This window comes from Vibrio ezurae NBRC 102218 (assembly GCF_000467185.1).
GTDB lineage: Bacteria > Pseudomonadota > Gammaproteobacteria > Enterobacterales > Vibrionaceae > Vibrio > Vibrio ezurae.
In genome coordinates, this window is sequence record NZ_BATM01000008.1 from 48,464 (window position 1) to 71,257 (window position 22,794).

At 43.6% G+C, this 22,794-nt stretch carries 20 protein-coding genes; 18 read left to right on the plus strand and 2 right to left on the minus strand.

Annotation, left to right across the window (positions count from 1 at the left end):
• Positions 1–154: 154 nt before the first annotated feature.
• From VEZ01S_RS03990 to VEZ01S_RS04000, 3 genes are read left to right on the plus strand one after another with little or no spacing between them, the layout of a single operon-like run.
• A complete protein-coding gene (locus VEZ01S_RS03990) occupies positions 155–1,693 on the plus strand; it encodes a type I restriction-modification system subunit M (RefSeq protein ID WP_021712722.1) in 1,539 nt (512 codons plus the stop codon).
• Between the two features lie 12 nt (positions 1,694–1,705).
• Positions 1,706–2,968 (plus strand): restriction endonuclease subunit S, encoded by a 1,263-nt coding sequence (locus tag VEZ01S_RS16315; protein WP_021712723.1) that lies wholly within the window; start codon positions 1,706–1,708, stop codon positions 2,966–2,968.
• Between the two features lie 8 nt (positions 2,969–2,976).
• The gene (locus VEZ01S_RS04000) at positions 2,977–5,832 is read left to right on the plus strand and encodes a type I restriction endonuclease subunit R (RefSeq protein ID WP_021712724.1); all 2,856 of its coding nucleotides are present in this window, start codon (positions 2,977–2,979) and stop codon (positions 5,830–5,832) included.
• Between the two features lie 234 nt (positions 5,833–6,066).
• Here VEZ01S_RS04000 and VEZ01S_RS04005 read toward each other — a convergent pair whose 3' ends face one another.
• Entirely contained in the window at positions 6,067–7,014 is a 948-nt protein-coding gene (locus tag VEZ01S_RS04005; protein WP_021712725.1) for an SDR family oxidoreductase, read from the minus strand.
• A gap of 167 nt (positions 7,015–7,181) precedes the next feature.
• On the opposite strand from VEZ01S_RS04005, the gene VEZ01S_RS04010 reads away from it, so the two are divergent.
• A complete protein-coding gene (locus tag VEZ01S_RS04010; RefSeq protein WP_040890174.1) occupies positions 7,182–8,075 on the plus strand; it encodes an AraC family transcriptional regulator in 894 nt (297 codons plus the stop codon).
• A 429-nt stretch (positions 8,076–8,504) separates the two neighbouring features.
• Here the strand turns inward: VEZ01S_RS04010 and cmoA are convergent, their stop codons facing one another.
• A complete protein-coding gene (cmoA, locus tag VEZ01S_RS04015; protein WP_021712727.1) occupies positions 8,505–9,230 on the minus strand; it encodes a carboxy-S-adenosyl-L-methionine synthase CmoA in 726 nt (241 codons plus the stop codon).
• 302 nt (positions 9,231–9,532) lie between these two features.
• Here cmoA and aspS point away from each other — a divergent pair, with 302 nt between their 5' ends.
• From aspS to ybgF, 14 genes are all read left to right on the plus strand, one after another.
• Positions 9,533–11,308 carry an aspartate--tRNA ligase gene (gene aspS, locus VEZ01S_RS04020; RefSeq protein ID WP_021712728.1) on the plus strand — a complete coding sequence of 592 codons (1,776 nt, stop codon included), beginning with the start codon at positions 9,533–9,535 and terminating at the stop codon, positions 11,306–11,308.
• A gap of 70 nt (positions 11,309–11,378) precedes the next feature.
• The gene (gene ruvC / locus VEZ01S_RS04025; RefSeq protein ID WP_021712729.1) at positions 11,379–11,900 is read left to right on the plus strand and encodes a crossover junction endodeoxyribonuclease RuvC; all 522 of its coding nucleotides are present in this window, start codon (positions 11,379–11,381) and stop codon (positions 11,898–11,900) included.
• Between the two features lie 77 nt (positions 11,901–11,977).
• Positions 11,978–12,592, plus strand: a complete 615-nt coding sequence (ruvA, locus tag VEZ01S_RS04030; protein ID WP_021712730.1) for a Holliday junction branch migration protein RuvA — start codon at positions 11,978–11,980, stop codon at positions 12,590–12,592.
• A 3-nt stretch (positions 12,593–12,595) separates the two neighbouring features.
• A complete protein-coding gene (ruvB, locus tag VEZ01S_RS04035) occupies positions 12,596–13,606 on the plus strand; it encodes a Holliday junction branch migration DNA helicase RuvB (RefSeq protein ID WP_021712731.1) in 1,011 nt (336 codons plus the stop codon).
• A 544-nt stretch (positions 13,607–14,150) separates the two neighbouring features.
• The gene (cydA, locus tag VEZ01S_RS04040; RefSeq protein WP_021712732.1) at positions 14,151–15,740 is read left to right on the plus strand and encodes a cytochrome ubiquinol oxidase subunit I; all 1,590 of its coding nucleotides are present in this window, start codon (positions 14,151–14,153) and stop codon (positions 15,738–15,740) included.
• A gap of 15 nt (positions 15,741–15,755) precedes the next feature.
• Complete coding sequence (gene cydB, locus VEZ01S_RS04045; protein ID WP_021712733.1) at positions 15,756–16,892, plus strand: cytochrome d ubiquinol oxidase subunit II; 1,137 nt, start codon at positions 15,756–15,758, stop codon at positions 16,890–16,892.
• A 13-nt stretch (positions 16,893–16,905) separates the two neighbouring features.
• Positions 16,906–17,016, plus strand: coding sequence for a cytochrome bd-I oxidase subunit CydX (cydX, locus tag VEZ01S_RS16480; RefSeq protein WP_040890092.1), 111 nt, complete (start codon positions 16,906–16,908; stop codon positions 17,014–17,016).
• A gap of 389 nt (positions 17,017–17,405) precedes the next feature.
• Complete coding sequence (gene ybgC / locus VEZ01S_RS04055; RefSeq protein ID WP_021712734.1) at positions 17,406–17,816, plus strand: tol-pal system-associated acyl-CoA thioesterase; 411 nt, start codon at positions 17,406–17,408, stop codon at positions 17,814–17,816.
• 1 nt (position 17,817) lies between these two features.
• Positions 17,818–18,501 carry a protein TolQ gene (gene tolQ, locus VEZ01S_RS04060; protein WP_021712735.1) on the plus strand — a complete coding sequence of 228 codons (684 nt, stop codon included), beginning with the start codon at positions 17,818–17,820 and terminating at the stop codon, positions 18,499–18,501.
• A 3-nt stretch (positions 18,502–18,504) separates the two neighbouring features.
• Positions 18,505–18,948 carry a protein TolR gene (gene tolR / locus VEZ01S_RS04065; protein WP_021712736.1) on the plus strand — a complete coding sequence of 148 codons (444 nt, stop codon included), beginning with the start codon at positions 18,505–18,507 and terminating at the stop codon, positions 18,946–18,948.
• Positions 18,949–18,961: 13 nt separating this feature from the next.
• Complete coding sequence (gene tolA / locus VEZ01S_RS04070; protein WP_021712737.1) at positions 18,962–19,996, plus strand: cell envelope integrity protein TolA; 1,035 nt, start codon at positions 18,962–18,964, stop codon at positions 19,994–19,996.
• Between the two features lie 10 nt (positions 19,997–20,006).
• Positions 20,007–21,356, plus strand: coding sequence for a Tol-Pal system beta propeller repeat protein TolB (gene tolB, locus VEZ01S_RS04075; RefSeq protein ID WP_021712738.1), 1,350 nt, complete (start codon positions 20,007–20,009; stop codon positions 21,354–21,356).
• A gap of 47 nt (positions 21,357–21,403) precedes the next feature.
• Positions 21,404–21,958 (plus strand): peptidoglycan-associated lipoprotein Pal, encoded by a 555-nt coding sequence (gene pal / locus VEZ01S_RS04080; protein ID WP_021712739.1) that lies wholly within the window; start codon positions 21,404–21,406, stop codon positions 21,956–21,958.
• An 18-nt stretch (positions 21,959–21,976) separates the two neighbouring features.
• Positions 21,977–22,759 (plus strand): tol-pal system protein YbgF, encoded by a 783-nt coding sequence (gene ybgF / locus VEZ01S_RS04085; protein WP_021712740.1) that lies wholly within the window; start codon positions 21,977–21,979, stop codon positions 22,757–22,759.
• Positions 22,760–22,794: the final 35 nt, after the last annotated feature.

Sequence of the window (22,794 nt, forward strand, 5' to 3'; positions counted from 1 at the left end):
GTTACAGTTCCACAAAAATAGTAATTAAATTTCATATGTATATGAACAAAAAACAATCATTTGGCTCTAATTTAGACTTGAACCAAAGGACAGATAGAATTGCTCTGTTACACTCATTGGTTCAGAATTTCTGTACAACTAATTTGGGTACGTCATGGTTCGTGAACATCAACAAGAATTACAAAAACAGCTCTGGAATATTGCCAACACACTCCGAGGTAATATGTCGGCAGATGACTTCCGTGATTACATACTAGGATTGATTTTCTACAAATATCTTTCGGACAAACTAAACACTTACTGTGACAACTTGCTTGCTGAAGATGGTATTAAGTTCGTTGAATCTGACGATGAGTTAATCAAAGAACTACATGAAGAATGTGTTGAGAACCTAGGCTACTTCGTAGCTCCGAACCAGTTGTTCTCAAGCCTAGCTAAGCGTGGTCAGAAGAATGAGTTTATTCTTGATGAACTGAGCCGTGTACTTAATGACATTGAACAATCAACCACCTCTGCTGACTCAGCAGATGACTTCAACGGTCTGTTTGAAGAACTAGAACTCAACTCAAGCAAGCTAGGTAAAAACCCTGACTCCCGTAATAAGTTAATTAGTCAGGTTCTGGTTCATTTAGAGAACATCGACTTCCAGATTGAGAATACAGAGATTGATCTTCTTGGCGATGCTTATGAATATCTGATTGGTCAGTTTGCATCGGGTGCAGGTAAGAAAGCAGGGGAGTTCTATACACCTCAGCAGGTCAGTAAGATTCTTGCTAAGTTGGTGAGCATCGATGGTAATGTGAAGTCTGTATATGACCCTACGTGTGGTTCTGGTTCATTGCTACTGCGTGTTGCTCGTGAGGTGGGTAGTCACAACCTTGAGTTCAGTGGTCAGGAACAAAACCCAAGCACTTATAACCTTGCTCGCATGAACATGCTTATGCACGGTGTTCGCTACGATAAGTTTGATATTAAGAATGACGATACCCTTGAAAACCCAATGCACCTCGATCAACGTTTTGATGCTGTTGTAGCTAATCCTCCATTCTCAGCTAATTGGAGTGCTAACGAATTATTATTGAATGATGAACGTTTTGCTGACTACGGCAGACTTGCTCCTAAGACCAAAGCTGACTTTGCCTTTGTACTTCACATGGTTCACCAATTGAACCAGAACGGTACTCTAGCAGTTGTAGTCCCTCACGGTATCCTTTTCCGTGGTGCGGCTGAGGGTCATATCCGTAAACACCTAATCGAGAAGAAGAACTACCTAGACGCTGTTATTGGCTTACCGGCAGGTATCTTCTTTGGTACGAGTATTCCTACTTGTATCTTGGTATTTAAGAAGAACCGTACTCACTCTGAAGACGTATTGTTTATCGATGGTTCGAACCACTTTGAGAAAGGTAAGGCTCAGAACCACCTGAGAGATGAAGATGTAGATCGCATCATTGAGGCATACGCTAAGCGTGAACCAATTGAGAAGTTTGCTCATGTGGCTGACTTGTCTGAGATTGCCGAGAACGACTATAACCTCAACATCCCTCGCTACGTTGATACCTTTGAGGAAGAGGAACCAGTAGACCTAGATGCAGTAGCTACAGACCTAACTGAGCTTGAGACCAAGATGCATTCAGTTGATGCTGACATTGCTGGCTTTTGTGCTGAACTAAAAATCAAAGCTCCATTCTAAGGTAGACATTTTATGACAGAACAACTAAATGTGCCAAAGCTTAGGTTTTTCGATTTCGATGATGCCTTGGAGCTAAAGTATTTCGGCGAACTAGTCAATGACATTACTTATGGACCACGCTTTAGTGCGGAAGATTATTGCTCAGATGGTAACGTTAGGACTATACGTGGTACTGATATGGGAGTTAATGGTGAGATCAAATACCATCAAGTTCCTACAGCAAACTTAGATGAAAAAACAGTTGACCGTCACAAGCTGAAAGATGGTGATCTTGTGATGATTACAACAGCTGATTGTGGTGTAACATCTGTATATCGTGAGCAATCAATTAAGCATATTTGTAGTGCGTATGCAGTTAAAATTAACTTGAATGAAAATGCTGACTCTACTTATCTCAAGTACTTTTATCAGACAACCAAAGCCCAGTATGAAGTAAGTCGATTCATTCGCAAGGCAACAGTTTCAAACTTGCCCGGTTCGGATATAAATCGAATCAGACATTATCCTCCGCTGTTGCCTGAACAACAAAAAATAGCCTCATTCTTGTCTAAGGTAGATGAGAAGATCAGCCTACTTTCAGAGAAGAAGGACAAGCTCACCGAGTACAAGAAAGGTGTGATGCAACAGTTGTTCAATGGTAAGTGGGGCTATGTTGATGGGAAAGAAGATGGACAGCTAACCTTCATTCCACCAACTCTACGATTCAAAGCTGATGATGGTAGTGAGTTCCCTGATTGGGAAGAGAAGTGTCTCGGTGAAATTGTATCGATAAAATCACCAAAAGTTGTTCCATTTGAAGGTATTGAACTTCCTTGTATTGAGCTTGATAACCTATCTCAGGAAACTGGAAGGATAATAGGGGACCTATCAGTTAATGGAGCCTTGAGCCAAAAAAACCGTTTTAAAGCAGGTGATGTACTGTTTGGAAAGCTACGTCCTTACCTGAAAAAGTTCGCTTATCCTGACTTTGCCGGAATGTGTTCAAGCGAAATCTGGGTCATGAGCTCTGCTGATTCACTTTCAAGTAATTATCTGTTTCAGTTTATACAAACTGAAGATTTTGTGGCGGAAGCGAACAAGTCTTCGGGAACCAAAATGCCTCGTGCAGATTGGAAAGTCGTATCGCAAATGAAATTTGGCTTGCCGTGTTTAGGTGAGCAAACCAGGATAGCTAATTTCCTATCAGCAATCGATCAGAAGATAGACCTAGCAAACACAGAGCTTGAGAAAGCCAAAGAGTGGAAGAAAGGCTTGCTACAACAGATGTTCGTGTAAGGGATGGTATGAGCACACAATCAGAAGTACAACTAGAGAACGATCTCATTGCACAATTGAACACCTTTGGTTTTGAACCAGTGGTGATTGAAGATGCAACTGCACTCAAGGCTAACCTGAAGGTTCAGCTAGAGAGAGCTAATGATATAAGCCTAACTGATCGTGAGTTTGAAAATGTGCTCATAAGCCTTGAGAAGGGCAACATTTTCGATAAGTCTAAGCGATTACGAGGTAAGGTAGATGTGGTTCATGAGGACGGTACAGTTAGCTACCTGACTCTGCTGTTTACTGATACCTCGAAGAACATCTTCCAAGTAACGAACCAGATCACTATCCATGGTAAGTACGAGAATAGATACGATATAACCATACTAGTGAATGGTTTGCCTTTGGTTCAGATTGAGCTGAAGCGCAGAGGCATTGAGATGGCTGAAGCATTCAACCAGATCAAGCGTTACGACAAGCATACCTATGGTGCTGAGGGTGGACTGTTTAACTATGTCCAACTGTTCGTTATCTCCAATGGTGTTAATACCAAATACTTCTCAAACAACCGTGAGTTGTCATTCAAACAGACCTTCCATTGGACTGATGTAGAGAACCAGAAGATCAATGCTCTTCCTCAGTTTGCTGATGCGTTCCTGAACCAAGAACACCTGACTAAGATGCTGTCACGTTACATAGTGCAGAACGAGTCAGGTAAGTTCCTCATGGTTCTACGTCCGTACCAGTTCTATGCGGTCGAAGCCATTGTGAACCAAGTAGCTACCACTAATAAGAATGGCTATATCTGGCACACAACAGGTAGCGGTAAAACACTTACTAGCTTCAAGACAGCTCAGCTTCTGACTCAGTTGGATGATGTAGAGCGAGTCCTATTTGTTGTGGATAGGAAAGATCTGGATTATCAGACAGCCAAAGAGTTCAATGCCTTCCTCAAAGGATGTGTTGATAGCACCGACAATACCAAGAGTTTATTGAACCAATTTCTAGGTAAAGCGGAGAAGGGCAAAGCAGTTAACGAGAACCGTAACTCTAAGCTAATTGTTACCACACTTCAGAAGCTTAATAACCTCGTGACCAAGGGCCACTATAAAAAGCAGATCGAAGATATTGCCAACCAACGTATGGTGTTTATTTTTGATGAATGTCATCGAAGCCAGTTTGGTGAAACACACCAAAATTTGGTTGAGTTCTTTGGTAGAGCACAATTGTTTGGTTTTACCGGTACTCCGATCTTTGCTGACAACGCTACAGCCAAGAAGATACAGAACCAAGGTGTTCAAAAGAGAACGACTAGAGACTTATTTGGTGAACGTTTGCATAGCTACGTTATTGTGGATGCCATTAGAGATGACAACGTACTTCCATTTGCAATTGAGTATTACGGTAAGCTCAAACAGCGAGATACAGGCATAGACGTAGATGTAAGCAGCATTGATATCAGTGAGTTCTTCAGTTCACCTAAACGGATCAGAAAGGTCTGTAAGCACCTCATTGGTATTCATCGACATAAAACTAAAGGTCAGTTTAATGCCATGCTGTGTGTGGCAAGTGTGCCCGATTTGATCACTTACTACGACACCTTAAAAACATTAAAAGAAGAAGGACAACATAACCTCAATGTTGCCACTATCTACAGTTATGGGGTCAACGAAGAAGAAGAATACGAAGTTGATATCAATATAAAAGGTGTTAATGAAGCCAGCGCCAAATACCATAGCCGAGATAAGCTAGATTCTTATATTGATGATTACAATCATCACTTTGGCACTTCTTATTCAACCAAAGACACCGACAGTTTTTATAACTACTACAAAGACATTGCCAAGCGCACTAAAGATGGTGAAGTTGATATCTTGCTGGTGGTGAATATGTTCTTAACCGGATTTGATGCGCCGGGATTGAACACCATTTATGTCGATAAAAACCTTAAATATCATGGTTTAGTGCAAGCCTTTTCTCGCACTAACCGCTTAAATGGCACCGTGAAGTCGCACGGTAACGTGATGTGCTATCGCAACCTTAAACCACAAGCAGATGAAGCCTTTACCCTGTTCTCTAACAAGCAACCGATAGAGTACATAGAAGTCCCTGATCTTAATGGTTTAACCGAAGACTTTACCAAGGCTCTTGCAGCGTTAAAAGCTATTGTACCGGATGTGCAAAGTGTTGATGACCTGCCCAATGAAGACTTGCAAGCTGGGTTTGTAAAACAGTTTCGCATCTTGATGAGACTGAAGAACCAACTGGAAACTTTTAGTGATTTTGATATTGAAACTCTGGGTATCTCTGAGCAGGAATTTGTCGATTATGCGTCTAAGTATAGCGACCTTGCTAGAGAGCTGAAAAAAGGGCCAGCCGATAAAGAATCTATCCTAGACAATATCGACTTTGAACTTGAGTTGCTGCAACGAGATAACGTTAATGTTGGCTACATTCGTCACCTACTGCAAACCATGCTTGAAGAATCAAGCAAAGAAGCCCAAGGCAAAAAACGACAAGTGATTGCCAACCTGCTTGCGACAGAGCCCTCTTTGTACAGTAAACGTGAACTTATTGAAGGCTTTATTGAGAAGAGTATGCAAGGCATCGTTCAGGGCGAAGAATTTGATGAGTATATCGAGGAGCAAAAGCAAAAAGAGCTACAGCAGATTGTTCTAGAGGAGAATCTGGACACTGATAAGTTTAGCGAAATGATTATTGAACTCGAAAATGGTTTGGATGTTGAATGCCTGAAGTCCGATGATATTGCGCAGCTCACCACTGAAAAGATGACTTTCAGATCGAGAAGAACAATTCTTCCTCGGATCACGCAAAGACTGAAGAGTTTTGCTGATACTTTTGTGAGTGGCTTTCACTAATATCTTGTTATTCTGGTTGTTCTATTTATGTCGATGAAAATATTTTAGGCTGTGAAAAGTATAAAATTGTTGGTCGCTAGAGATGTCCTGATCTCTCCCTTTCCCTTCATAGGGAAGACGTACTATTAACCATTAAGCCTTGTAGTAAAGCACTCATGCAAAGGAGTCATACCGCAAGGCTTTTTATTTTAACAAGTCAGAATGACCCGTTATTTAGTACGATTGCTATCAAGGCTACAGCGCGAATTCAAGCCCTGTTTGTTGCTCTGATAGTGTCCATAGTTTCTCGGCGCTGGCTTTATCTTGCACAAAAGATTCTATTTCACGCTGATCAACCGCTCCCACCCAGTGGTTAAATCCTGTTGGGCCATGGTAGGCTCGTTCTGATAAGTTATCTTGTGTGGCGCACATCAATTCTGGGTATGCGCCTTTTTCAGCGGATTGTACAATCGGAGTCATTGCCATTAATGAAAACGCAATGCGTGTGATGCCGTTGGCTTTGTTATTGATTAATGATGTTTTTGAAGCGCCTGGGTGACACACATACACTTGTACGTTTTTGCTTGCCTGTTTGATTCGGTTTTGCAGTTCATAGCCAAACATCATTTGCGCTAATTTGCTATGACAATAGGTATGGTTAGGGTGGTAGTTGTTATCCCAGTTCATATCATCAAATTGAATTTTCTTGATGCCCATTTTATAGCCTTCGCTACCGACCACTACGATACGACCATGACTTTCATCAATGCGTTTAAACAACAAACCACACAGCAAGAAATGTCCATAGTGATTCACTCCTAGGTGACTTTCAAAGCCGTCTGCGGTCAACTCTTGTGTTGCGACTTGAGCAATAGCGCCATTGCAAATTAGTCCGTCAATGCGGGATACCTGTTCAAGAATTTGCGTTGCGCCATGGCGGACAGAATCAAGTTTCGCGAGATCTAGGGTAATAAAGCTGATATCAGCATCGGCCCCTAATTGCTGTTTTAGCGCTTCGACTGCAACTTGTGATTTTGCAGGATTACGATTCAACATAACCACTTTAGCCCCTTTCGATAGCAAGATGCGCGACGCTTCAAATCCAGCGCCAGTATTCGCACCTGTGATTAAATAGGTTTTGCCTTTTTGTGAGGCCATCAGTTCTGGAGTCCAACCTTTAGGGCCAAATTGTTTGATTGTCATTTTAAACACCTTATCAGCGACAGTAGTTATGGAATTTGCAAACCGTTTGCTACGGTAGTAATCTTTTCTGGAACTAACTATAACTATCAATCGCATTGCTAAATAGGCGCTATACTCTTTAAAATATGCCTATTTGTATCTTTTTTGTTTATTTGGGTGGTAAGGGTATGATGAAGAATGAAATAAAAATGCGCTTAAAAAACCGGCTAAAAGACGATGGTTTGCATGAGACCGGAATCAAAGGAGTGCGCCTGTTTAAGGTTTCAGAATCCATTCAATGTGCACCAGCGGTTTATGAACCGACAGTGATTGCGATTTTAAGTGGCAGTAAAGAAGCGATTTTGGATGGTCAAAAACACATTTATGACAACGAAAAATATATGTGCTGCACTATGTCATTACCTGTAGAGGCAGGAACGCCTAATGCATCACCTGAGGATCCGCTACTTGGCGTATCCATTACCCTTGATAGCAAAATGATGACGGAACTTGCTCTGGAGATGGAAAATATATCGGGAGCCATTAAGAAAACAAAGGCCAGCGAGTTGCCCAAAGGATTGTCTTTTGCTTCGTGGGATAACGCATTTTCTGATGCACTATGGCGTTTACTTCAACTGGAGGATAATTCGGTGGACAGCGCAATGTTGGGTGAGGGGCGTTTGCGTGAGTTGTATTATGCGGTGTTAAAAGGGGAGGCGGGCGAGTCCGTCAGACGCTCTTTTGGTGTGGGGAACGAAATTGCTCGCTCTATCGAGTATTTATCACATCGCCTTGATCAAAGCGTAACGATTGATGAGCTAGCCTCTAAAGTAGGAATGAGCCGCGCGGTGTTTCACCGTAAGTTTAAGCAAGCAACGTCATTGTCACCCATCCAATTTATGAAATCGATGCGCTTAAACAATGCCGCAATGAATATCGCAACAGGAATGAACGTGAATCAGGCAGCGATGAGCGTAGGCTACGTCAGTTCATCTCAGTTCAGTCGTGAATTTAAACGATTATATGGTCAGTCCCCCAAGCAGTGGATCTCCTCTCAAGGGCATTTATACCAATCGTATTAAATAACGGGTTATTCGAGCATTTTTGTTGAGTTATTTCTGGTCACTGAATGGGTGTGATTGGAATTAGGCATATTAACGTAACGTGAAAGCAAAAAAAAAGCCGACCACGAAAAAGCGTGCGATCGGCTTGTATTCTTGTGAACAAGTACAACGTTCACTAACAACGTCAGTTGGCTAGGTGATCCTTGGCTTAAAAGGATCAGTTTCCTTATGCACTATGCGTGCCAACTTTTGATTATAGCTAGTAACCTTTTGTTATATAAGGTTAAAGTTTTAAATGAAAACACTTTTCGCATATTGCATTTGCAAAATGCAATGAAACTTTGATATTTGCATGTGTGCTTTCTTGCATACATTATGTACAGTGCGTTTATTCTTCTGGTTTCATTAGTGCGATTATCCAATCGTACGCTTATTTAATGGCAAACATTATTTAATGGCAAACATCGAACCGAAGTTGAAGCATTGGAACCACACTTCACTGCTACTAAAACCGATATCGGTAAAACGCTTTTTATGCGTTTCAATTTTGTCCGGTAACATTACATGTTCAATGGCGCTGCGTTTTTGGCTGATTTCCAGCTCGCTATAGCCGTTGGCGCGTTTAAAGTCGTGATGAAGGTCGATCAATAACTCGTGGGAAGTTTGGTCCTCGAAGATGAATTTCTCTGAAAGGATCAAAATGCCGCCGGGCAACAGTCCTTGATAGATCTTCTCTAGTAGCGTTTGGCGATCGTCTGGTGAAAGAAACTGCAAGGTGAAGTTCAATACCACCACCGATGCGTTGTTGATTTCAATTTCACGAATATCAGCTTCACGGATATCAACCGGTGTTTTCGCTTTATAGGCATTGATGTGTCGTTCACATCTTTCAACCATTGCCGATGAATTATCCACGGCAATGATCTGACAGCCATCAGCGGTGATATTACGACGCATGGATAGGGTTGCCGCGCCCAAAGAGCAGCCAAGATCGTATAAGTTTGAACCTGGCGTGGCAAAACGCTCGGCCAGCATTCCAATGGCAGAGATGATGTTGCTGTAGCCGGGAACGGAACGCTGAATCATATCAGGGAACACTTCTGCTACGCGTTCGTCAAATGTAAAGTCGCCAATTTTTTCAATTGGAGCGGAAAAAATCTTATCTGTGCTCATAGGATCTTGGTGGGTAATTTATAACAGCCGTAAGTTTAGAGAAAAGTCACGCCACTGTCATTAATCGAGATCAGCAAGGTGTACTTGTGCTGTACGACTTGGCTTGTTTGAATCGCTTATTTGGCTTAAAAACCCTTATCTTGCTTAAAAACAGAGCAAAGCCGTCATTAACTCAATAAAAAAGTACATTGAGTATCGATTTTACGCGTATTTCCGAGTATAAATATCGGTTAATTGCGTCGAGATCTCAGTCTCTCGACAGAACTTTATATAGTCATTAGAAAATAGTCGGGAAATTCAATATGCGTAGCCATTATTGTGGTCAACTGAACAAGTCCCTTGCAGGACAAACTGTAGAACTTTGCGGTTGGGTAAACCGTCGCCGTGATTTAGGCGGCCTTATTTTTATCGATATGCGAGATCGCGAAGGTATCGTTCAAGTCGTTGTTGACCCGGATATGGCGCAGGCACATGAAGTGGCAAGCCAACTACGTAACGAATTTTGCATCAAGTTAACTGGCGAAGTGCGTGTTCGCCCTGACAGTCAAGTCAACAAAGACATGACAACGGGTGAAGTTGAAGTTATCTGTAAAGATCTGGAAATCATCAACCGTGCTGACGTTCTGCCATTGGATTTCAACCAAACAAACACGGAAGAACAACGTCTAAAATACCGTTACCTTGATTTGCGTCGCCCTGAAATGAGCGATCGCATTAAACTGCGTGCGAAAGCGTCTAGCTACGTACGTCGTTTCCTTGATGACAATGGTTTCCTAGACATTGAGACGCCAGTACTAACAAAAGCAACACCAGAAGGTGCTCGCGATTACTTAGTACCAAGCCGCGTGCAAAAGGGCAGTTTCTATGCGCTTCCTCAGTCACCACAGCTGTTTAAACAATTGCTGATGATGTCTGGTTTTGACCGTTATTACCAAATCGTAAAATGTTTCCGTGATGAAGATTTACGTGCAGATCGTCAACCTGAATTTACTCAGATTGATATCGAAACTTCATTTATGAGCGCTGACCAAGTCCGTGCCAAAACAGAAGAAATGGTACACGGCATGTGGAAAGATCTTCTAAACGTTGATCTTGGCCAATTCCCTACCATGCCATTTAGCGAAGCGATTCGTCGTTTTGGTTCTGATAAACCCGATCTACGTAACCCACTTGAGCTTGTTGACGTTGCAGACATTTTAAAAGACGTTGAATTTAAAGTCTTTGCTGGTCCTGCTAACGACGAAAAAGGCCGCGTTGCGGTTATTCGTGTACCGGGTGGCGCTAAGCTCACTCGTAAACAAATTGACGGCTACGCTGAATTTGTTGGTATCTACGGCGCGAAAGGTTTGGCATGGATGAAAGTGAACGACCGTGCTGCAGGCATGGAAGGCATTCAATCTCCAGTTGCTAAGTTCTTAAATGAAGAAGTGATCAACGGCATTCTTGAGCGCACTGGCGCAGAGTCTGGCGATATCATTCTATTTGGCGCAGATAAAGCGAACGTTGTGGCAGAAGCAATGGGCGCATTGCGTTTGAAAGTGGGTATCGATCTAGAGATCACTGACCTATCGGCTTGGAAACCATTGTGGGTTGTTGACTTCCCAATGTTTGAAGAAGACGGTGAAGGTAACTTGCATGCGATGCACCACCCATTTACTTCTCCACTGGGCATCACCGCGCAACAGCTGAAAGAAAACCCGGCAGCGGCAAACTCAAATGCTTACGACATGGTTATTAATGGCTATGAAGTGGGTGGCGGTTCTGTACGTATCCATAATGCAGAAATGCAAGCGGCAGTATTTGATATCTTGGGTATTGATGCACAAGAGCAGCAACTTAAATTTGGCTTCTTACTAGAGGCACTTAAGTACGGCACGCCTCCTCACGCAGGTCTGGCATTCGGTCTTGACCGTTTGGTGATGCTACTTTGTGGCACAGAAAACATTCGTGACGTGATTGCATTCCCTAAAACGACGACGGCGTCTTGTCTACTGACGGATGCGCCAAGTCTTGCTAACCCTGCGGCTCTTGAAGAGTTGGCGATTGCGGTTAAGGTTGCTAAAAAAGACAGCGAATAACGCTTGTTGATCAATAAGTCTAAACTCCCGCTCTAGTGCGGGAGTTTTTGTTTGAGGGAGAGAAACATTCATGACGATTATTTTAGGCATTGATCCGGGGTCGCGAATTACCGGATACGGTGTGATTCGTCAAAATGGCCGTCATTTGCATTATCTAGGCAGTGGCTGTATCCGCATGTCAGAAAAAGCCTTGCCGGGTCGACTAAAGCAAATTTATGCCGGTGTCAGTGAGATCATCACTCAGTTTAAGCCGGACGTGTTTGCCATTGAACAAGTGTTTATGTCTAAAAATGCCGATTCTGCGCTCAAACTCGGACAAGCTCGGGGCAGTGCAATTGTGGCTGCGGTGAATGCGGATCTTGAAGTGTATGAATACGCAGCAAGACTTATCAAGCAAGCGGTTGTTGGGACAGGTGGCGCTGACAAAGCGCAGGTGCAACACATGGTGCAGCAAATGCTAAAATTACCTGCAAAACCTCAAGCTGATGCGGCCGATGCCTTAGGTGTTGCCATTTGTCATGCCAATACGAATAAAACCTTGATTGCTTTAGCAGGCAAAGCCACGTCAGCACGACGAGGCAGATACCGTTAATTGATGCAGAGTACTGGCTATCCGTCCAGTTATTTATTATCATCAATATCATTGCAAACCGTTATTGGAATAAGACCGTGATTGGACGTCTACGTGGAACCCTTATCGAAAAACAACCTCCTGAATTACTTATTGAAGTAGGGGGTGTTGGCTATGAAGTACAAATGCCAATGAGTTGTTTCTACGAGCTGCCTGAGGTAGGCCAAGAAGCCATTATTTATACTCACTTTGTGGTGCGCGAAGACGCACAATTGCTGTATGGCTTCAACAGCGTCAGTGAACGAGCGCTGTTTCGTGAAGTGATTAAAGCCAATGGCGTTGGCCCTAAATTAGGGCTTGGGATCTTATCGGGTATGACGGCAAGTCAGTTTGTGAGTTGCGTAGAAAATGAAGATATTTCTACCTTAGTGAAACTACCGGGCGTAGGTAAGAAGACCGCAGAACGTCTAGTGGTCGAAATGAAAGACCGCTTGAAAGGCTGGGGTGCAGGTGATTTATTTACGCCAGCGACGGATGCCGCGCCTGCGGACAATCACTTGTCAAACGATCAAAGTGCGGTGGATGAGGCGGTCAGCGCATTGTTAGCCCTTGGCTATAAACCGCAAATGGCCTCAAAAGCGATTTCGCAAATTGCGAAGCCAGATATGACCAGTGAAGCCCTAATCAAAGAAGCTCTTCGAGCTATGGTGTAATGGATGATTGAAGCAGACCGACTGATCGCGCCTGACAACCCAACGTTTAAAGACGAAGAGGCGGTCGATAGAGCGATTCGCCCTAAAAAATTAGAAGATTACCAAGGTCAGGATCATGTTCGTGGTCAGATGGAAATATTCATCAAAGCGGCGCAAATGCGAAATGAAGCGCTGGATCATTTGTTGATCTTTGGACCGCCGGGGTTAGGGAAAACCACCCTTGCTAATATTGTTGCCAATGAGATGGATGTTAATATTCGCACCACCTCAGGACCGGTGTTAGAAAAAGCAGGTGATTTAGCCGCGCTACTGACTAACCTTGAAGAGAACGACGTCCTGTTCATCGATGAAATACACCGCTTAAGCCCAATGGTGGAAGAAGTGCTGTATCCAGCGATGGAAGATTATCAGTTAGATATCATGATAGGAGAGGGGCCAGCGGCGCGCTCTATCAAGATTGATTTGCCACCTTTTACCTTAATTGGCGCAACGACACGCGCAGGTTCACTGACCTCACCACTTCGTGATCGCTTCGGCATTACACAACGTCTGGAATACTATAAGGTCGAAGATCTGCAACATATTGTTCAGCGCAGCTCAGATTGTTTAAATCTATCTATGGAGTCACAAGGGGCACTGGAAATCGCTCGACGTGCTCGCGGCACTCCTCGTATTGCAAACCGACTGTTAAGACGAGTTCGAGACTATGCTGAAGTAAAAAGCGATGGTCATATCGACTCGGACATCGCAGATAAAGCCCTCGACATGCTCGATGTTGACAGTTTGGGCTTTGATTACATGGACAGAAAACTGCTGTTAGCCATTATTGAGAAGTTTAATGGTGGGCCAGTTGGTTTAGATAATATGGCAGCGGCTATTGGTGAAGAGAAAGACACCATTGAAGACGTATTAGAGCCTTATTTAATTCAACAAGGTTATCTGCAAAGAACACCAAGAGGGCGAATTGTAACAGATCGCGCTTATTTGCATTTTGGCTTCGATTTGAAAGATTAATATTAAGTTAAGGAGGTGTGACCTCCTTTTCTTTATCCAACCATTCTTTAATTACATATTTTAACATTGCTGGCAAAACCTCCCATCTACGTATAATAAAAACGCTTTTTCAATTCATTATTCTTGATTTATATCAAGGTAATTTTCTTAAATAAAGCCTTTGAAACCAACGGCCTAAACCTATACTATACCCACCGGATATATTAGAGGATGCTTAACAAATGTTTAATTATTAATTATCAGTGTATTAATAATTAACTCAGTTATTTAACATCTCTTGTGTGATTTTAACTTTGCGCTTTATGCTAACCCGACTAAATCGTTGTTTAGAGGCTTGCTTAGATAAAATGACCTGATTAAAGCACTTAAAAACAACACTATTTATTGTTGATTAAGTGCACAGCAAGGATTGCGATTAGAAATGCCTTCTATCAATAATCATCGGTTGCTGTTTTAGGTTGTTTAATGAGTAACCATAAGCCGCTATTTAATGGGTTTAGTATTGGATTGAACCTGTGTCTTGGAAGACACCCAAGGAGTTCTTATGATAGATGTCGTTGATCTGTCGCGACTGCAATTCGCGTTGACAGCAATGTACCACTTCCTATTTGTGCCACTAACGTTAGGTCTAGCCTTCCTACTTGCCATTATGGAATCCGTTTACGTGATGACAGGTAAGCAGATTTATAAGGATATGACTAAGTTTTGGGGTAAGTTATTCGGTATTAACTTTGCCTTAGGCGTTGCGACCGGCCTTACCATGGAGTTCCAATTCGGAACGAACTGGGCATACTATTCTCACTATGTCGGTGACATTTTCGGTGCACCGCTGGCCATTGAAGCCCTTGTCGCTTTCTTTTTAGAATCAACATTTGTTGGTTTATTCTTCTTTGGTTGGGAAAGACTATCAAAACGTCAACACCTGGTAGTGACTTGGTTAGTGGCGTTAGGCTCTAACTTCTCAGCATTATGGATTCTGATTGCGAATGGCTGGATGCAACATCCAGTAGGCGCAGAATTTAACTTCGAAACCATGCGTATGGAAATGGTGAGCTTTGCTGAGGTGGTCTTTAACCCAGTCGCTCAGGTTAAATTTGTACACACAGTCGCATCGGGTTACACCACAGGTGCAATGTTTGTCCTTGGTATCAGTTCTTACTACCTATTAAAAGGTCGTGACGTGGCGTTCGCTCGCCGTTCATTTGCGATTGCTGCTTCTTTTGGTATGGCCGCTATCCTTTCTGTCATCGTATTGGGTGATGAGTCAGGTTATGAGCTAGGTGATGTTCAGAAAGTGAAGCTCGCCGCTATCGAAGCCGAATGGCACACTGAGCCAGCACCGGCTGCGTTTACGGCATTTGGTATTCCAAATCAGGAGACCATGGAAACAGATTACGCACTGAAAATCCCTTACGTAATGGGTATCGTGGCAACACGTTCTATCGACAAGCAAGTGACGGGGTTACGTGATCTTCGCGAAGAGCACGTTGGTCGTATCCGTAACGGTATGTACGCCTATGAACTGCTTGAAAAACTGCGCTCAGGCGATCGCTCGGTGGAAAACAAAGCCGCATTTGATGAAGTTAAGCACGACCTCGGTTATGGCTTATTGCTGAAACGCTACACCGATAACGTGGTCGATGCGACAGAAACGCAAATTCAAGCGGCAGCGGATGACTCTATCCCTACAGTTTGGCCTCTGTTCTGGTCGTTCCGTTTGATGGTGGGCTGTGGCTTTATCATGTTGTTTGTATTCGGTATGGCGTTCTTACAAACTTGTCGTCAAAAAATCGAACAAAAACCTTGGTTACTTAAAGCGGCACTTTGGAGCATCCCACTACCTTGGATTGCTATCGAAGCCGGTTGGTTTGTCGCCGAGTTTGGACGTCAGCCATGGGCTGTGGGTGAAATCTTACCTGTGCATGTGGCCGCTTCGGCACTGACGGTCGGTCAATTATGGGCATCATTAGCGGCTATCTTAGCGCTGTACACTGTGTTCTTGATTGCCGAAGTGTATCTGATGGTGAAATTCTCTCGTAAGGGACCAAGTAGCTTGAAAACAGGTCGTTATCACTTTGAACAACAAGACAATGATGAAGCGAAAGCAAAAATCGACCGTCAAGTTGAAGCATAATAAGGGAGCGAAATTATGTTTGAATATGAAGTTTTAAGATTTATATGGTGGTTGCTAGTTGGCATATTGTTTGTTGGCTTTGCAGTAACGGACGGATTTGATCTGGGGGTAGGCGCTCTAGTGCCTATCATCGGTAAATCGGATAACGAACGTCGCGTAATGATCAACAGTATTGCCCCGCACTGGGATGGCAACCAAGTTTGGTTAGTGACCGCAGGTGGTGCACTTTTTGCGGCATGGCCTACCGTGTACGCAACGTCATTCTCTGGCTTTTACTTCGCGATGATTTTGACTTTGGCGGCATTGTGGCTTCGTCCACTGGGCTTGGATTATCGCTCAAAGATTGAAGATCCAAAATGGCGCAGTAGCTGGGATATTGCGATCTCAATCAGTGGTTTTGTTCCGCCAATTATCTTCGGTGTGGCATTTGGTAACCTATTCCAAGGTCTGCCATTTCAGCTAAACGAATTTATGATGTCTAGCTACCACGGTTCGTTCTTCGCTCTATTAAACCCATTTGCACTGCTGTGTGGTTTAGTGAGCCTATCCATGATTGTGCTACAAGGCGCAACTTGGCTACAAATGAAGACGACCAGCGAAGTGCATGCACGCTCTCGTAAAGTGGCTCAGCTAACAGGTATTACGACAGCATTGTTGTTCGTTATTGCAGGTTACTTCATTCATGGAATGGACGGCTATGTCATTGCGAGCCAAATCGATCATAACGCAGCATCGAACCCGCTAAACAAAGAAGTGGTACTAGAAACCGGCGCTTGGTTGAACAACTTTGCACAATACCCAGCGCTATGGGCAGCCCCTATTATTGGTGTGTTCATGCCGCTGTTAGCCGTGATTGCATCGCGCGTCGAAAAAGGCTTTTTAGCCTTCTTGTTCTCAAGTTTGGCGTGTGCAGGCATTATCTTTACCGCAGGTCTGTCTATGTTCCCATTCATCATGCCTTCGAGCTTGAATCCATCGCACAGCTTAACGATGTGGGATTCAACTTCAAGTGAGCTGACATTGAATATTATGACAGCGGTAGCGTTTGTGATGGTTCCCGTTATCTTGGCGTACACCAGCTGGACGTATTACAAAATGTTCGGTCGCATCGATGCGAAATTCATCGAAGAAAACAAGAATTCACTTTACTAAGAAGGGATAAAGTATGTGGTATTTTGCTTGGATATTAGGTGTGCTGCTTGCGTGTGCTTTCGGCATCATCAATGCTCTATGGCTTGAGCACTCAGAAATGATGGACAAAGATAAGAAAGACTAAGTCTTTTAACCATTATTAAATAAGGTCAGGGTTGGAACTCCAATCCTGACCTTTTTTGTATAATTTTATTACCAATCGCAATAAAGGTCCCTCGTAAGTTTCGAAGCCTGTATAATCGGGCGATTATTTGACTATGCTTAGCTGTCGCGTGCGAGCACTTTGACCGTTGCAAGTACGCAATACCTTCAGCAATGCTAATTTGAACAACTGGCAAAATTGAACTTTTTCTCGTTAAAAGACTCTGATTTGGTTAAAGAATAGGGCTAGACCAGTCAATTTTTAGTCACTTAGGCAATGAAATTGCTGCCTGCATCAAAAAAAGCGTGTTGCATAAAAAATAAAGCGATACATTGTGTATATTACAGGCGAGAAAATCAGGGACCTAGGATATGCCAAAAGCCGAAACGACACTATTTCGCTGGCCAATACGAATTTACTACGAAGATACTGATGCGGGTGGGATTGTATACCACTCGAATTATCTGAAGTTTTTTGAGCGTGCCCGCACTGAAATGTTAAGAGCCATTGGTGTTTCGCAAGAGGTACTGTTACAAGAGAAATTAGGGTTTGTGGTACGTCATATGGACATCGATTTTTTGCAAGGCGCAAAACTCGACCAAGAGCTGACAGTACTCACACATATTTCTCAAATTAAGCGAGCTTCTCTCGATTTTTGTCAAGAGATAGTCAATCTAGAAGGCAGAGTATTGTGCAAAGCTACGGTTAAGGTAGCATGTATCAATACCGCTAAAATGAGGCCTCAGGCCATACCCAGTTTTATGATCACGGAGTTATCTTAAAGTGTCCGCAGAAATCAATTTTATTGATCTTATTCTAGAAGCCAGCCTATTAGTGCAGTTGGTGATGCTCACCTTAGTGGGTATGTCGATAGCCTCTTGGGCAATGATCATCAGCCGTAGCAAGGTTATCTCTGCCGCTTATGCTCATACCGAGCGTTTTGAAGATAAATTTTGGTCTGGTAAAGACCTTGGCAAGCTGTATCACGAAGTGAAAGCTCGCAAAGGTAGCTTATCTGGCATTGAAGAGATTTTTTACTCAGGCTTTACTGAGTTTGCGCGTTTACGTCGCACAAATGCTAACTCTCCTGACTTTATTATGGAAGGCACAGGTCGAGCAATGCGCGTCTCTGTTGCAAGAGAAGTCGACAACCTAGAAACAAACTTACCATTTTTAGCTACCGTCGGCTCTATTAGCCCATACATTGGTTTGTTCGGTACGGTATGGGGCATTATGCATGCCTTTATTGCTCTAGGGCAGGTTAAACAAGCGACGCTGGCTATGGTAGCGCCGGGTATCGCAGAAGCATTGATTGCCACTGCGATGGGCCTATTTGCGGCGATTCCAGCGGTTATGTTCTACAACCGTTTGAGCAATCGTGTCGGTAAGCTTGAGCATTCTTACGCCACCTTCTCCGAAGAGTTTCATGCTATTTTGCACCGTCAAGCAATGAGCGAAAAGGACTAGTCAATGGCGGGTTATCAACCTAAAAAGCGTAAGCTGACCGCTGAAATCAACGTTGTACCTTACATCGATGTGATGTTGGTATTGCTGATTATTTTTATGGTGACTTCTCCTTTTGTCACCCAAGGTGTGGATGTGGATCTGCCTAAGACTCACAGCGCAACACCCGCTTCAGAGCTTGCAGGCGATACTGAGGCGAGTTTTATCATTATCGAGATTAATTCCAAAGGCGAACTGGGTTTAAGTGTTAACGACCAAGAGATGCAAAGAGGAATGAGTCTGCAAGATATTGTGGTGCGAGTAAAAGCAGAAAGAGCCATTTCACCGAATTCACCGGTTGCGGTAGGTGGTGATGCGGCAACTCCATACTCAGACGTGGTTCTAGTTCTCGATGAATTAAGCCAAGCAGGTATCGCGAAAGTTGGCCTGTTAACGGATATCAAGGAATAGAATCCAGTAGCCGATGAAACAAGATAAAAAGTTCATGAAATCACTAGCCATATCACTAGCAGTTCACTTATTGCTAGTGATTGCTTTGATTTGGGGCACAAAATTCAATATGTCAAAGCCTGAGCCAAAACCGAATATGGTTGAGGCTGTGGTGATTGATCCCAACGTCATTCACCAACAAGCTCGACAGATTCGTCAGCAACGAGAGGCGGCGGCAAAAGCTGAGCAGGAGCGTATTCGCAAGTTACGTCAACATACTGAACAGCTGGAAAAAAATCGTAAAGCGGAAGAGAAGCGTATTCGTCGCTTAGCGGAACAAAAAGCGCAAGCGGAAAAGAAGGCCCGTGAAGCGGAAAAACAGCGCCAGTTGAAAGAACGTCAGCGTAAAGAAGAAGAGAAGCGCGCGAGCGCGGCAAAAGCGGAACGCTTAAAGAAAGAACAAGCGGCCAAAAAAGCCGAAGCAGAACGTGCGGCTAAAGTAAAAGCTGCCGCAGAGGCGAAGAAAAAAGCGGCAAAGGCCGAAGCCGATAGGTTAGCGAAAGAGAAAGCCGCTAAGGCTGCGGCTGAAAAAGCGCGTCAAGCCGAGCAGAAAAAACTCGCTGAGCAGAAGGCAGCTAAAGAAGCCGCTGAAAAAGCGAAGCGAGAGAAAGCGCACCTAGCGCAGCTAGAGAAAGAGCGTAAAGAGAAAGAAGCTGCTCTTAATGATATTTTCTCAGGGCTTGAAGCGGAAGCGGCCAGTAACTCTAGTGCTCGCAACCGCGCCATCACCGATGAAGTGTCACGCATGGGTGAAGTGTATAAACAGATGATTCAAAGAGAGTTGTTGTTAGATGACTCGTTTAAAGGTAAAGAATGTAAGGTCAATCTGCGCTTAATTCAAGCAGGCTCTACCTTTATGGTGAGTGACCTTAGAACGCTTTCTGGTGACTCAAGTTTATGCCGTGCGGCAAAAACAGCGGTCTCAAAAGTGGCGAGTTTCCCACTACCAAAAGACAAAGCGGCGATAGAAAAATTGAAAAATATTAACTTAACCGTTGCACCTGAATAAGGAAACCCCGGTGATTAAACGATTATTTGTAAGTCTACTGATGATGTGCAGTTTGGGCGTATCTGTTGCCCATGCTTCACTAGAACTTGTTATTACTGAAGGCGTAAACTCAGCTCGCCCCATCGGCATTGTGCCATTTAAATGGGCTGGGCCGGGAAAACTGCCGCACGATGTATCAGCGGTGATCGCCTCTGATTTACAGCGCAGTGGTAAATTTAGCCCAATTCCGACCAATCAAATGCCTCAAACACCTTATCAAGATAAGGATGTGGATTATTCGGCGTGGACTGCCATGGGTGTTGACGCTCTATTAACGGGCACCATTACCGATGCAGGCGACGGTAAATACCGCGTGCAATATAAACTGATTGACGTGGTACGCGGCGCCTTGACCAATGGTCAGTCTAAATCACTGCAAAACGGTAAGTTGGTGCTGTCTAAAGATCACATTCTATTCAACAAACAAGCGACCGTACCAGGCCCTCGTTTACGTGAATACGCACACAGAATTTCAGATTTAGTGTACGAGCAATTAACGGGTGATCGCGGCGCATTTTTAACGCGCATAGCGTATGTGGTCGTGAACGACAAAGACAGCTATCCATACCAACTGAGAATTGCCGATTACGATGGCTACAATGAACGTTTGGTACTGCGCTCTAAACAACCGCTAATGTCACCATCATGGTCACCTGATGGCAGACAATTGGCTTATGTCAGTTTTCAAAGCGGCCACTCAGAAATTTACTTGATGAATATCTATACTGGTAAAAGAGAGAAGCTAACGTCATTCCCTCGTCACAATGGTGCGCCAGTATTCTCTCCTGATGGTAAGTCTTTGGCTTTGACACTGTCTAAGACTGGCAGTTTACAAGTGTATACAATGGACTTAGCGACTAAGAAGCTAAAACAAATTACTCGTGGTCGCGCAAATAATACCGAACCATTTTGGAACCCAGATGGTAAATCGCTAATATTCACTTCTGATAGGGGTGGTAAGCCTCAGATTTATCAAGTAAATTTGGCAAGTGGTGCAAGTAAGAGGTTGACTTGGCAAGGTAGCCAAAACTTGGGTGGTCAAATTACCCCAGACGGACGTTTCATGATTATGGTGAATCAATCCCGTTCAGGATTTAATTTGGCAAAACAAGATTTGGAGACTGGAGCGGTTCAAGTGTTAACAAAAACACTACTAGACGAGTCTCCTAGCATAGCTCCAAACGGCGGAATGGTGATATACAGTTCGATGTATAACAAAAATAATGTACTATCGATGGTTTCGATTGATGGACGTTTTAAAGCCAGACTACCAGCAACCAATGGGCGTGTAAGAGCACCCGCCTGGTCACCGTTTTTGTAACCGTTTTCTTAACAACGTTACTTTTTATACAATAAGGAAAATTTAGAATGCAACTTAATAAAGTTTTGAAAGGACTGCTAATCGCACTTCCTGTACTGGCTGTTACAGCTTGTAGTTCATCTGACGATGCGACTGATGCATCAGATGCACAACAAACAACAAATCAAGAAACTCAACAAGCTACGCCAGCAGAAACGACTGATACTACAGTAGTATCTCCAATGACTGACGAGCAAAAACTGGCTGAAGAGCGTGAAGTTGCTGAAAAAGCACTACGTGAAAACACTACGCTTTACTTCGCATACGATAACTCTGCAATCAGCTCTGAGTACGAAGAAATGCTTTCAGCTCACGCTAAATTCCTAAGCGAAAACCCAGATGTTAAAGTATCTATCGAAGGTCACGCTGATGAGCGCGGTACTCCTGAGTACAACATCGCACTAGGCGAGCGTCGTGCTAACGCAGTTTCTAACTACCTACAAGCTTCTGGCGTTCAAGCTGACCAAATCTCTATCGTAAGCTACGGTGAAGAGAAGCCACTAAAACTAGGTCAAACTGAAGAAGCGTACGCGAAAAACCGTCGTGCGGTTCTAGTTTACTAATCTTAGGAAGACGTAAACATGATCAGTAACTATAAGCGAGCAGTTGCGCTTACGTTACTAGCAAGTGCGGCGAGTGTTTCATTCGCCGCACCAGCTCCCGTTTCTGATCTCAACTCTAGCAGTGTCTCGACGTCAAAATCTTCCACTGCCTCTAAAGAAAATGAGACACAACGTCTGGAGCGTTTGCTTAGAAACAGCAACCGAGTTCAAGCTAATTTACAACAACAAGTCGACGAATTATCGATGGACTTGAGTGAATTACACGGTCAACTTGAAAAAAGCGCGCACGAAAGAGAGCAACTTGTCGAAAGACAAAAAGAATTGTTTATCGAGCTGGACCGTATGCGTACAGAGCTAGCCGATATTAAAAAGGCGCCCGCGGCTCAGCCTGCACAAGCCACACCTGAAGGTCAGTATTCATCTAACCAAGGTGAGCAACAGGCGTATCAAAGTGCTGTCGATCTTATCTTAAAAAATAAAGATTATGATGCGGCCACCGTTGCCTTAGAGCAATTCCAAAAAGACTTTCCAGAATCTGTGTATTCGGCCAATGCAAGCTACTGGCTAGGACAGCTCTATTTCTCGAAAAAGAACGACGTAGAGTCAGCTAAGGCATTTGCTTCGGTTGTTTCACACGAGAAATCGAACAAGCGTGCAGACGCACTGGTTAAGCTTGGTGACATTGCGGTGCGCAATAACAGCGCTGCTGCGGCCAAAAAATACTACCAGCAAGCCATTGATGAGTATCCAAATACCGGCTCAGCCAATTCAGCGAAGCAGAAATTGTCGAAACTGAAATAATCATAGGCTTAATCAAAGCTCAACGTCTTAGTTGA